At 59.8% G+C, this 11,689-nt stretch carries 14 protein-coding genes; 12 read left to right on the top strand and 2 right to left on the bottom strand.

The features are described 5' to 3' along the window. Window positions 1-87: 87 nt before the first annotated feature. The gene (gene kdsA, locus VL130_RS03200) at window positions 88-951 is read left to right on the top strand and encodes a 3-deoxy-8-phosphooctulonate synthase (protein WP_325361118.1); all 864 of its coding nucleotides are present in this window, start codon (window positions 88-90) and stop codon (window positions 949-951) included. Window positions 952-971: 20 nt separating this feature from the next. On the opposite strand, the gene VL130_RS03205 is transcribed toward kdsA, so the two are convergent. After that, a complete protein-coding gene (locus tag VL130_RS03205; protein WP_325361121.1) occupies window positions 972-1,187 on the bottom strand; it encodes a succinate dehydrogenase assembly factor 4 in 216 nt (71 codons plus the stop codon). Between the two features lie 82 nt (window positions 1,188-1,269). Here VL130_RS03205 and htpX point away from each other — a divergent pair, with 82 nt between their 5' ends. The 6 genes from htpX (at window position 1,270) to VL130_RS03235 (ending at window position 4,592) form a co-directional block, all read left to right on the top strand. Then, on the top strand, window positions 1,270-2,181 hold the full coding sequence (htpX, locus tag VL130_RS03210; protein ID WP_325361123.1) for a zinc metalloprotease HtpX: 912 nt from the start codon (window positions 1,270-1,272) through the stop codon (window positions 2,179-2,181). Window positions 2,182-2,266: 85 nt separating this feature from the next. Continuing rightward, a complete protein-coding gene (locus tag VL130_RS03215; protein ID WP_325361125.1) occupies window positions 2,267-2,461 on the top strand; it encodes a hypothetical protein in 195 nt (64 codons plus the stop codon). Window positions 2,462-2,473: 12 nt separating this feature from the next. After that, on the top strand, window positions 2,474-3,352 hold the full coding sequence (locus tag VL130_RS03220) for an SPFH domain-containing protein (RefSeq protein ID WP_325361128.1): 879 nt from the start codon (window positions 2,474-2,476) through the stop codon (window positions 3,350-3,352). Continuing rightward, complete coding sequence (locus tag VL130_RS03225; RefSeq protein WP_325361130.1) at window positions 3,352-3,528, top strand: Arc family DNA-binding protein; 177 nt, start codon at window positions 3,352-3,354, stop codon at window positions 3,526-3,528. The genes VL130_RS03220 and VL130_RS03225 overlap by 1 nt, the downstream gene beginning before the upstream one ends. A gap of 40 nt (window positions 3,529-3,568) precedes the next feature. Then, window positions 3,569-3,712, top strand: a complete 144-nt coding sequence (locus tag VL130_RS03230; RefSeq protein ID WP_325361132.1) for a hypothetical protein — start codon at window positions 3,569-3,571, stop codon at window positions 3,710-3,712. A gap of 97 nt (window positions 3,713-3,809) precedes the next feature. Then, window positions 3,810-4,592: a hypothetical protein gene (locus VL130_RS03235; protein WP_325361134.1), complete on the top strand. Its 783-nt coding sequence runs from the start codon at window positions 3,810-3,812 to the stop codon at window positions 4,590-4,592. Window positions 4,593-4,706: 114 nt separating this feature from the next. Here the strand turns inward: VL130_RS03235 and abc-f are convergent, their stop codons facing one another. Beyond that, entirely contained in the window at window positions 4,707-6,335 is a 1,629-nt protein-coding gene (gene abc-f, locus VL130_RS03240; RefSeq protein WP_325361136.1) for a ribosomal protection-like ABC-F family protein, read from the bottom strand. Between the two features lie 166 nt (window positions 6,336-6,501). Between abc-f and VL130_RS03245 the strand changes: the two genes are divergently transcribed. The 5 genes from VL130_RS03245 to VL130_RS03265 all read left to right on the top strand — a co-directional run bounded on the left by VL130_RS03245 (window position 6,502) and on the right by VL130_RS03265 (window position 11,507). After that, window positions 6,502-7,935: an RsmB/NOP family class I SAM-dependent RNA methyltransferase gene (locus VL130_RS03245; RefSeq protein WP_325361138.1), complete on the top strand. Its 1,434-nt coding sequence runs from the start codon at window positions 6,502-6,504 to the stop codon at window positions 7,933-7,935. Between the two features lie 54 nt (window positions 7,936-7,989). Then, the gene (rpe, locus tag VL130_RS03250) at window positions 7,990-8,649 is read left to right on the top strand and encodes a ribulose-phosphate 3-epimerase (protein ID WP_325361140.1); all 660 of its coding nucleotides are present in this window, start codon (window positions 7,990-7,992) and stop codon (window positions 8,647-8,649) included. A 6-nt stretch (window positions 8,650-8,655) separates the two neighbouring features. Continuing rightward, a complete protein-coding gene (locus VL130_RS03255) occupies window positions 8,656-10,380 on the top strand; it encodes a heparinase II/III family protein (protein ID WP_325361143.1) in 1,725 nt (574 codons plus the stop codon). Between the two features lie 119 nt (window positions 10,381-10,499). Next, window positions 10,500-10,874 carry a glycine zipper 2TM domain-containing protein gene (locus VL130_RS03260; protein ID WP_325361146.1) on the top strand — a complete coding sequence of 125 codons (375 nt, stop codon included), beginning with the start codon at window positions 10,500-10,502 and terminating at the stop codon, window positions 10,872-10,874. A gap of 213 nt (window positions 10,875-11,087) precedes the next feature. After that, window positions 11,088-11,507, top strand: coding sequence for a glycine zipper 2TM domain-containing protein (locus VL130_RS03265; RefSeq protein ID WP_325361149.1), 420 nt, complete (start codon window positions 11,088-11,090; stop codon window positions 11,505-11,507). Window positions 11,508-11,689 lie beyond the last annotated feature (182 nt).

An 11,689-nucleotide genomic window follows, 5' to 3' on the forward strand; every position in this document is an offset into this window, starting at 1 on the left:
GAGGTCGATGGCCGCGGCCGTGTGTTCTGGGAGCTGAACAACCCTGTCGATGTCGCCCGCATCGAACAAGTGATTTAGGAGTACACCATGTCGATCCAGCCGCAGCACGTCAAAACCAAGGTTTTCGAGATCGGTGATTTCAGCCAGCCAAAGATCAAAATCGGCGGCGACGAACCCTTCGTCCTGATCGCCGGCCCCTGCCAGATCGAAAGCCTCGACCACGCCCTGATGATGGCCGAAAAGATCGCCGAGGCCTGCGCCCCGACCGGCACGAAATTCATTTACAAGTCGAGCTACGACAAGGCCAATCGCTCCTCGATCGGCACCGCGCGCGGCATCGGCATGGACGAGGGCCTCGATATCCTGGCCGCTGTCCGCGAGAAATTCGGCTGCCCGGTCCTCACCGATGTGCACGACGCCGGTCAGTGCGAGCCGGTGGGCAGGCAGGTCGATGTCATCCAGATCCCGGCCTTCCTGTGCCGCCAGACCGACCTTTTGCTGGCCGCCGGCGCCACCGGCCGCACGATCAATGTCAAGAAGGGGCAGTTTCTCGCCCCCTGGGACATGAAGAACGTCGCCAACAAGATCGCCAGCACCGGCAATGAGCGCATCATCCTGTGCGATCGCGGCACCAGCTTTGGTTACAACACGCTGGTCAGCGATTTCCGTGGCCTCCCGATCATGGCCCAGACCGGCTATCCGGTGATGTTCGACGCCACGCACTCGGTGCAGCAGCCGGGCGGCCAGGGCACGACCTCCGGCGGCCAGCGTGAGTTCGCGCCGGTGCTGGCGCGCGCCGCCTGCGCCGTCGGTGTCTCGGCGGTGTTTATCGAAACCCACGAAGACCCCGATCATGCGCCAAGCGATGGCCCCAACATGATCTATATCGATAAGATGCAGGAATTGATCACCACCCTGCGCGCCTTCGACGATCTCGCTAAAGGGAAATAATACCGACAGCTTATTCTTGATCAGAAATCGACGGCGATGCCCTTGCGTTCCCAGTCGCCATAGCGCGTCGGTTCGGGACCATTGGGGCCGCCTTCCTCGATGGCCTTGGCGATCTCGGCTTCCTCTTTCGCGCGGCGCTCGGCGGCTTCGGCCAGGGCGCGCTTGGCGGCGGGCGACAGGATCTTGCGCACCTCAAGGGCGCTGAGATCGGCCGGCTTTTCAATTTCAGATGACATTTTCGTAACCGTCTTGCAGGGATGTGCGCGGATTTCCATATCTAGGCTCTTAATCATTGTTTCTCAAGGAGCCTAAACGAAAATGAACCCGTTAAAGACCTGGCTGCTGCTGGCTGGCCTGACCGCGCTGTTTGGCGTGATCGGTTTCGCCCTGGCGGGGCCGACGGGCATGCTGATCGCGCTCGGTATCGCCGTGGCGATGAACGTTTTCAGCTACTACAATTCCGACAAGATGGTGCTGCGCATGTATGGCGCGCAACGCATTGACGCCAATGCGCCCAATGCCCTGCTGCGCGATTACTATGCCGATGTCGAACAATTGAGCCGTCGCGCCGGCCTGCCCATGCCGGCGGTCTATATCATGGAGTCCGATCAGCCGAATGCCTTTGCCACCGGCCGCGATCCTGAACACGCGGCTGTGGCCGCCACCACCGGCCTGCTCAGGATGCTGGAGCGCGAGGAAATCCGCGGCGTCATGGCGCACGAACTGGCGCACGTCAAAAACCGCGACACCCTGACCATGACGATCACCGCCACCTTGGCCGGCGCCATTTCCTCACTGGCCAATTTCGCCATGTTCTTTGGCGGTTCGCGCGATGACGAGGACGGTCACAACAACATCATCGTCGTGATCCTGATGGCTGTGCTGGCGCCCTTCGCCGCCATGCTGGTGCAGATGGCGATTTCGCGCACCCGCGAATATGCCGCCGACCGCATGGGCAGTGAAATCTCCGGCGATCCGGAAAGCCTGGCGCGCGCCCTCAAGAAGATCGAGGTCTATGCAAAAGGCGGCGCGGTCAATCATGGGGCCGAACGCCATCCGGCCTCGGCGCATATGTTCATCATCAACCCGTTGAGCGGGCGCGGCATGGACAATCTGTTCTCGACCCATCCGGCGACGGAAAACCGCGTCAATGCGCTGATCCAGCTCGGCATGGATATGAAACGCCGCGGCACATCCTACGGCCAGACGAGTGTGCCGACCGTCCAGTAACCGCCATGTGCCAGTAACCGTCATGTGATTGACAGGAAGCCCGCAAAAGTGATATCACTTTGATATACCTGTGGAGGGCTTCACGATGGCTGATGATAATATCAAACCCCTGAGCGACCTGGTGGCGCAAGGCTGGGAAATCCTGAACTACAGCGCCACCGATTACGGCGGCGCCAAGGTTGAAAATTTCCTGCTGCGCAAACAGAAGATGCACCGCGTGCTCAGTGTCCGGCCAAAGATGGTCGGCAAGGGCTACGTCGTCAAAGAGTTAGATATCTAGGGGAAAAATCACATGACCGATCAACAAATCAACAGCACACGCGAACAGCCGGGCACCAGCAGCGGCGGCGGCCTGTGGCTGATCATTGTCCTGGCCCTTGTGGTTGCGGGCATAATTTCCCCCATTCTCAGGGGGCCGCCCGGACTCATCCTGTCCATTCCGTTGGTGCTTGCGGCGCTTTTCGTTTCAATAGGCTTCTATACCGTCCAGCCCAACCAGACCGTGGCGCTGACCGTCTTTGGTAACTACAAAGGCAGCGACCGTATTACCGGCCTGCGCTGGGTGCCTTTCTGGTATGGCCGCAAGAAGGTCAGTCTGCGGGTGCGCAATGTCACCAGCGAGGCGCTGAAGGTCAATGATCAGCGCGGCAATCCGATCGAGATCGCCGCCAATATCGTCTGGCACGTTGCGGATTCCGCCCAGGCCCTGTTCGATGTCGATGACTATACCGCCTTCGTCAATATCCAGATCGAGACGGCCCTGCGCGAAACGGCGCGGCAATATGCTTATGATCATGCCGCCGACGGTGAGCCGACCCTGCGTGATGACGCCGATATCGTCGGCGCCCGGCTGCGTGAGGACTTGCAGGTGCGCGTGGCGGTGGCCGGTGTGGCGGTCGATGAGGCTCACCTGATGCACCTGGCCTATGCGCCGGAAATCGCCGGCGCCATGCTGAAACGCCAGCAGGCCGAGGCGGTGATCGCCGCCCGTCAGAAGATCGTGGCCGGCGCCGTCGGCATGGTCGAAATGGCGCTGGAGCAATTATCGCAGCGCGGCGTGGTCGAGCTTGACGAGGAGCGCAAGGCATCGATGGTGTCGAACCTGCTGGTCGTGCTGTGCGCCGATCGTGAAGTCCAGCCGGTGGTCAATACCGGCACGCTTTACGGCTGATGGCTTCGCCCGGCAAGAAAGCCTATCCTTTGAGACTGCCGCCGGAGGTTCTGGCGGCAGTCGAACGCCTGGCCGCCGCCGAACTGCGCTCGACCAATGCGCAACTGGAAATGCTGCTGCGAGAGGCGCTGAAAAAGCGCGGCTTTCGCCTGACCCCGCCGGGGGTGGAGGAGTAGGCGGCGCGGCTGGTGCACACTGACCGATCAGGGTCGGGATATGCAGGCGCGCAGCGCCTGCCTGGGCCAGACCCTGTTTACCTCTGCCAATATGAGCGTCGAAAAACTGATGCAATTGAACAAGGACGTTCAGGCCTTCCGGGAGTCTGTTTCGCACTTTGTTGACGAACGCGCGGAGCATTAAGAGCGGTCGTGACACGTATTATCGCGTCATCTTGTTGTAATGCGACCTAATTCGCACTGTATATTACTAGTAGCTCAACTGTTGCAGACAATGTGAAATGACGAATCCACCAGAAATACATCCTTCCTTTCCACAGCCTGAAGATCCATCACAAGTCATCTGGCGATATATGGACGGGGAAAAATTCCGTTGGTTGTTGGAACACCAGAGGTTGTTTATGCCTACAGCGGACAATTTGGGTGATCCTTTGGAAGGATCAACGCCTCCCGGAGAAATTGAATGGTGGAAACGTGAGGCTGAAAACGCAACAAGTGAAGAGGTGCGCGCAACTATTATTCATAATCGACATTTCATTGCATCTCTTTCCGAAAAATTTCGCAACCAATATTACGTGTCCTGTTGGCACATGAATGGACATGAGAATTATTCAATGTGGCGGTGTTATACAAATACGGAAGAATCAGTAGCAATTAGAACGACATATTCTGAATTAAGAACGGCGCTTCCAGCTCAAGTGTTTATGGGCAGCATTCGATACATTGACTATTCAATAGACCGCCTCCCTTTCGGCAATATGTTTGAGCATATTATGCACAAAGACAACTATTATAGGTATGAAGCAGAGGTTCGCGCAGTTGTGGCTCTACCGCCCACCAACGCGTTTGGGTTGGATGAATTTTTAGTCGATCATTTTAATCTAGCTGACGATGAAAACTTCCGTGTCTATGCACCGCAGCTTGATGTTCGCAAGCTAATCCAAGGTATTGTGTTGCATCCAAAAGTGTCAGATGACTTTGCTGTGGAAGTCCGTGATCTCTGTTCCGCAAGAGGGTTACCTGAGCCAGAGTTGTCACGGGGAACGAAGAAGCCGGTGTATTAGCGCTAACCCTCCGGTCTTTGCTGTGGGCTATCTCTCAATACGTGAACATTGAACGCCATCTTTAACCTGTCAACGGTTGGCCCGTCTAAGCATCTCGCGTAGGTTCCAAGTGCACTATCCCCCCGGATGCAGGCCCGGTGCTTCCTGACCGGTGCGGGCGACATATTCGCTGTAGCCGCCATCATAGCGATGCACGCCTTCCGGCGTCAGTTCGAGCACGCGGTTTGACAGCGCCGCCAGGAAATGGCGGTCGTGCGATACGAACAGCATGGTGCCTTCGAAATCGGCCAGGGCGGCGACCAGCATTTCCTTGGTCGCCATGTCGAGATGGTTGGTCGGCTCATCGAGCACCAGCAGGTTGGGCGGATCGAACAGCATCTTGGCCATGACCAGGCGTGCCCTTTCGCCGCCGGAGAGCACGCGGCACGGCTTTTCGACATCGTCGCCGGAGAAGCCGAAGCAGCCCGCCAGTGTGCGCAAAGCGCCCTGACCCGCCTGCGGGAAGGAGCCATCGAGCGACTCGAAAATCGTCTCTTCGCCATCGAGCAGGTCCATGGAGTGCTGCGCGAAATAGCCCATCCGGACGCTGGCGCCGACCGTCACCGTGCCCTTATCGGCCTCGGTCGCGCCCGCCGCCAGTTTCAGCAGGGTGGATTTGCCGGCGCCATTGGCGCCCAGCACGCACCAGCGTTCCTTGCGGCGCACCTTGAAATCCAGCCCGGAATAGATCGGCAGGCTGCCATAGCTTTTGTGGACGTTTTGCAGGTTCAGCACATCGTCACCCGAACGCGGCGGTGTGCGGAAGTCGAACTGCACCGACTGGCGGCGGCGCGGCGCCTCGACCCGTTCGATCTTGTCGAGCTTCTTTACCCGGCTCTGGACCTGGGCGGCATGCGAGGCCCGCGCCTTGAAGCGCTCGATGAACTTGATTTCCTTGGCGAGCATGGCCTGCTGGCGCTCGAACTGCGCCTGACGCTGCTGTTCGGTGAGGGCGCGCTGTTGTTCGTAGAAATCGAGATCGCCGGAATAGGTGATGAGCGAGCCGCCGTCGATTTCCACCACCTTGCCGATGATGCGGTTCATGAAGGCGCGATCGTGCGAGGTCATCAGCAGGGCGCCGTCATAGTTTTTCAGGAAGGCCTCTAGCCAGATCAGGCTTTCGAGATCGAGGTGGTTGGAGGGTTCATCGAGCAACATGCCGTCCGGGCGCATCAACAGGATGCGGGCCAGGGCGACGCGCATCTTCCAGCCGCCGGAGAGTAAGCCGACATCGCCATCCATGCGTTCCTGCGAGAAACTGAGGCCGGCCAGCACTTCGCGCGCCCGCGCCTCCACCGAATAACCGTCTAGTTCCTCGAAGCGCGCCTGCACATCGCCATAGCGCTCGATAATGGCGTCAAATTCATCCGCCTGATCCGGATCGGCCATGGCCGCTTCCAGTTTCGTCATTTCGGCCGCCAGCGCGCTCACCGGGCCGACGCCATCCATCACCGCGGCGACGGCGCTCTGGCCCGACATCTCACCGACATCCTGGCTGAAATAACCGATGGTCATGCCGGCATCGATGGCGACCTGACCGTCATCGGGCTGTTCCTGACCGGTGATCATGCGGAACAACGTCGTCTTGCCGGCGCCATTCGGCCCGACCAGGCCGACCTTCTCGCCCTTCTGAATGCCCATTGAGGCATCGATGAACAGGATCTGGTGGCCGTTTTGCTTGCTGATATTATCGAGGCGGATCATGGGTGCGGTTTTACTGACTGAAAAAGGGGCGTGACAGGCAGGCCTCTACAGGGGCGCGGCGGATTTGGGAAGGGTGAGTCTGGGCGTATGCCTCTCAAAGGTTGACCCGTCTGTCAGCGGGGCATATAGGACGCCACCTTCCAAGCATCTTAGAAAGCGCGCCCCTATGGCCCCCAATAAGCCGCATGCCGGCAAACCGACCTTCCAGCGCAAGCTCGTCAAGCGCCCGCCGTCAAAAGGCATGGCCGCTAAGATCGCCGCTAAGCAGGCGCCGATCCAACATCCCGAACCGACCGTGAATACCGATGACGACGGCGATATCGGCATGAATGCCCGCATCGCCGCCATGAGCCTGATCGATGCGGCCCTGACCAAGCGCTCCGGTTTCGACGAGGCGGTGACGCGCACGGAATTTCTGGCCCTGAGCGACGGAGAACGCGCCTTTGCCCGCGCCATGGCCCTGCTGGTGCTGCGTCGCCTGGGCCAGCTCGATCACATCATCGAAAAGCGCACGCAAAAGACGCCTTCGGCCGCCGTCTGTGATCTGTTGCGCATCGGCCTGGTGCAGATCGGCTTTATGAATGTGCCCGATTTCGCCGCCGTTTCCACCACAGTGAAATTGGCCGAACGCGCCTCCAATACCCGGCCGTTCAAGGGTCTGATCAATGCCATTCTGCGCGGGGTGCTGCGCGAAGGCGGCCTGCCGGCGCCGATCGCTTCACGATTAGCGCCCGACTGGCTCTATGCCCGCTGGAAAGGCGCCTATGGCGAGGATAATGCCAGCGGCGCGGCCTTCATGCTGACCGAGGAACCGGCGACCGACCTTAGCTTCAAGTCACAGGCCGACCTCGACGCGCATAAAGAGGCGCTGGAAGGTACCGATCTCGGCGGGCTTACCTTGCGCAGTGCTCTGCGTGGCGATGTGCGTGAGTGGTCGGGCTATGCGGATGGCGTGTGGTGGGTGCAGGATGCCGCCGCCGCCGCCGTGGTCAATGTGCTCGGTGATCTCAGTGGTAAGACGGCCATCGACCTGTGCGCCGCGCCGGGTGGCAAGACCATGCAACTGGCGGCGCGCTGGGCGTCCGTGGTGGCGCTTGATCGCTCGAAAAACCGCCTCAAGCGCGTTGAGGAAAATCTCGAGCGTACTAAGCTAGCGGTCGAAATCCAGATGGCCGATGCCGAAACCTTTGAAGATAACCGCAAGTTTGATGTGGTGCTGCTCGATGCGCCCTGTTCGGCCACCGGCACCTTCCGCCGCCAGCCGGACGTTTTGTGGGGCACCAAGCCGACCGATATCGCCAAGCTGGCCGATGTGCAGCATCGCCTGCTCGATTCCGCCGCCAAACGCGTCAAAACCGGTGGTGATCTCGTCTATTCGACTTGTTCACTCGAACGTGAAGAAGGCGAAACGCAAGTATTGGCTTTCCTGCGCCGCCATAAAGAGTTCAGTCTGGTCAAGCTTTTGCCTGAAAAGGCTGCCGATATGGGGATACCGGCCGAATCGATCACACCCGAAGGCTGGGCGCGCCTGCTGCCGCATCAGCGTCCCGGCGGTCAGGATGGTTTTTTCATCGCCCGATTAACCCGTAACCCCGCTTGACCTGATATAGGCAATCTCCTTAACACAGACGATCAAATCCGCGAGTACCCGATCATGACGACCCCGCTCATTTGCCCCTCCATCCTGGCTTCCGATTTCTCCAAACTTGGCGAAGAAGTCCGTGCCATCACCGAAGCGGGCGCCGACTGGGTCCATATTGATGTCATGGACGGCCATTTCGTGCCGAACATCACCATCGGGCCGGACGTGGTGAAGGCGCTGCGGCCGCATTCAAACCTGCCGTTTGATTGTCACCTGATGATCTCGCCGGTCGACAGCTTCCTTGAGGCCTTCCGCAATGCCGGCGCTGACTATATCAGCCTGCATCCGGAAGCCGGGCCGCACCTGCACCGTTCGCTGAAATATATCCGTCAATTGGGGGCAAAGGCGGGCGTGGTGCTCAATCCGGCCACGCCGGTCGAGATTCTTGATTGGGTGATGGACGATATCGACCTGGTGCTTGTGATGAGCGTCAATCCCGGTTTTGGCGGCCAGAGCTTTATCGACAGCCAGTTGCGCAAGATCGAAGTCATCCGCAAGAAGCTGGATGCCGTTGGCCATCCGGCCATTCTGCAGGTCGATGGCGGCGTCAATGCCGCAAATGCCCATCTCTGCGTCGAGGCTGGCGCCACGGCGATGGTGGCCGGTACGGCTGTGTTTAAGGGCGGGCCGTCGGCCTACGCTGTCAATATCAAGCAACTCAAGGGACTTTAAGCGCCCATGCAGGCCTACGAGTCGACGCCCCTGGCCGAAGTGCTGACCGCCGCCACGCCGTGGCAAAAGGTGGTGGGCGCGTGGCTGCGCAAGCAGGCGGGGGCCGAACTCTTTGGCATGCCGGGCTATCGCCTGACGCTGAAAGGCCGGGTGCCCGATGGCTTTCTGGCGACGCCGCATGATGGCCGGCCGGCCAATGCCCTGCTCGGCAAGGCGATCCTTTCCGGCCGCTATACCCTGGCCAATGCGCGCATGAGCGTGCAGGGGTCCGGCGATCCGTGGAACCGTGCTTCGCCGACCCGCGCCTTTGCTATCGAACTGCACCGTTTTTCGTGGCTGCCGCACCTGATGACCCAGGGCGATGACGGCGCGAAGGAAGCCGTGCGGCTTTTTCTGCTATGGCAGAAGACATTCCGAAGCTGGACGCCCTTTACCTGGGGCGAAGAGGTGCTGTCGCGCCGGCTGATCACCCTGTCCATTTTTGCCCGCCGCCTGTCCACCGTGGCCCAGCCGTGGGAGGCGCACGCCTTGGCGCAATCCCTGGCGGAGCAGGGCCGGCATCTGCTGCGCCTGCATAATAACGCCGCCTGGCAGGCCAGCCGCGCCGTGGCGCTGGTGGCGATCGGCTGCGTGCTGTCGGGCAGCGTGGGCGATGGCTTCCGCCGCAAGGGCCTGAAGCGGCTGCCAAAAGCTTTGCGCCGCAGCCTGTTCAGCGACGGCTCGCCGGTTTCGCGCAGTCCCGAACAGGGGCTGGAACTGCTGTATGACCTGTTGCTGCTGGTCGATGGCTTGAGCCAGCGCAGCCAGGCCGTGCCCGACTATATCGAAGAGCATATTGAGCGTTTGTCGCGCTTTGTGCGCACCCTCAGCCATCCGGACGGCAGCCTCGTTTCCTTTCAGGGATCGGAAGCGCTGCTGGAAGACCAGATCGCCCCGGCCCTGACCCATACGGAAGCTAAGGCCGGAGCTACCCTGCCGAACGTGATGGAACAGGGGCGTTATCACCGGATGCTTGGCCGCAGTTTGAGCGTCTTTGTCGATTGCGGAGAAGCCAGGGGCGGCGATTTCGGTTTCGCCGCCTGTGATTATCCGATGGCGTTCGAGGTTTCCGGCGGCCGCGACAAACTGATCGTATCGCCCGGCTGGTCGCCGGCGCAGTCGGACCGGCAGGCGTTTCGCGTTATCGGCGCCGCCAATACGCTCACGCTTGGCGATGAACTGATCCTCAAGCCGATGGCTGGTAAATTCGGCGAACTGCTCAATTTCACGCTCGAAGGGCCGCGCTACAAGGTGCGCAGCCGCCGCGTCGAGGCCGAGGACTCCGGCACCTTGCTGGAGCTGGAGCACGAGGGCTGGCGGCCGAAATTTGGCCTGAAACACGAGCGCCGGCTCTATGTCGATGCCCAGCGCGACGAACTGCGCGGTGAAGAACGCCTGACGCCGATGGCGACGAAAAAGGAAATGCCGGCTTCCGTGGTCTATGCGGTGCGTTTCCTGCTGCATCCGGAGGTACAGGCTTCGCTGGCGCGGGATCGCAAGAGTATATTGTTGCGCGGGCCGGGTGGCCGTGGCTGGTGGCTGCGTCATGATGCCCAGGATGTGGCGCTCGATGAAGGCACGGTCTTTGAAAAGGGTGTGGCGCGCAAAACCACGCTGGTCGTGCTGCATGGCGCGGCGCGGCTTGATACGCCGACACGCCTGCGCTGGAAATTGTCTCCGGCCGAATCCTGAAAACGGGCCGGCTCTTTATATGAGCGTCGTGTCATCCTGACTGCATTCTTATATCGAAAAACGGATACTCCCGGTCAAGTCCGCGCTTGCGAAACTGCGCGCCCAAAGGAGTAAGTACAATGACACGTATCCTGAAGACCACCACTGCCGCCGTATTGAGCCTCGGCCTGATCGCTGGCACAGCCGCGATTCCCAATATGGCCGATGCCTATCCAGCCTATCGCTGCAAATACGAGCAGAAGAAATCCGGCCAGACCGGCATGATTGTCGGCGCTGTCGCTGGCGGCTTGCTTGGCAGCCAGATTTCCAAGAACGAACGCGGCCTCGGCACGGTTGGCGGCGCGGTCGTTGGCGGTGTGGTCGGCAATAAGGTCGGCAAGAACCACGCCAAGAAGAAGTGCGTCGAGGAAGCCGCCTACCGGACGCGCACTGTCTATGAGACCGACAAATACGGTCATCGCCACAAGGTGGTTTACCGCTACGTGCGCAATTAATTTTTGAATGATCGAATCTGAAAAGGCCCTGCCGGTGACTGCGGGGCCTTTTTGCATATGGCGTACAGGCTTTTTAAGGCGTTCTAAAATAAATGCTTTTCTGAACAAGCATGAACATGAAGGTCAAATCCTGTTCAGGTTGGAAGGCTTATAACTGTCCTCATGAACGGCACATCCGATCAACGGAAGCCAAAGACACGAAGGACTAAAGTTATGAGCAAGATCATCAAAAACACCATGGCCGCCATCGTTTCGACCGGCCTGATCATCGGTTCCACGGCCGCTGTCATGGCCCCGACCACCGCTTCGGCTCGCACGACCTATCAGTGCGAGGTCACCAAGGCGAACAGCGCCAAGACCGGCGCCATCCTGGGCGTTATCGCCGGTGGTTTGCTGGGCAGCCAGGTCATCAAGAATGAGAAGGGCCTGGGCGCGGTTGGTGGCGCGGTTGTCGGCGGTTTGCTGGGTAACAAGCTCGGCAAGGACCAGGGCAAGGACACCTGTAACAAGGCCGAGGCCGCCATGGAACGCCAGCGTTACGAAGACCGCCACTATGGCTATCGCAGCCAGCCTGTCCGCTACAACAGCTACAAGCATTATCGCAATGATGATCGCTATGGGTCTCGCTACTAAAATGCTCCCATAAGTAGTTTGAGATTGCGATCATCAGCGAAACCCCCGCCGTGCTCACCCACGGCGGGGGTTTTGTTATATCCCGTCGCAACCCGTTACGGCTTGTTACCCGGTGAGCCTAGTCAAATATGACGGCTTCGTGTACACCGCGCGCATTATTCAGCTCAAACGCCGCATGGCTC

This window comes from Asticcacaulis sp., from assembly GCF_035497195.1.
In the GTDB taxonomy this organism is placed as follows: Bacteria; Pseudomonadota; Alphaproteobacteria; order Caulobacterales; family Caulobacteraceae; genus Asticcacaulis.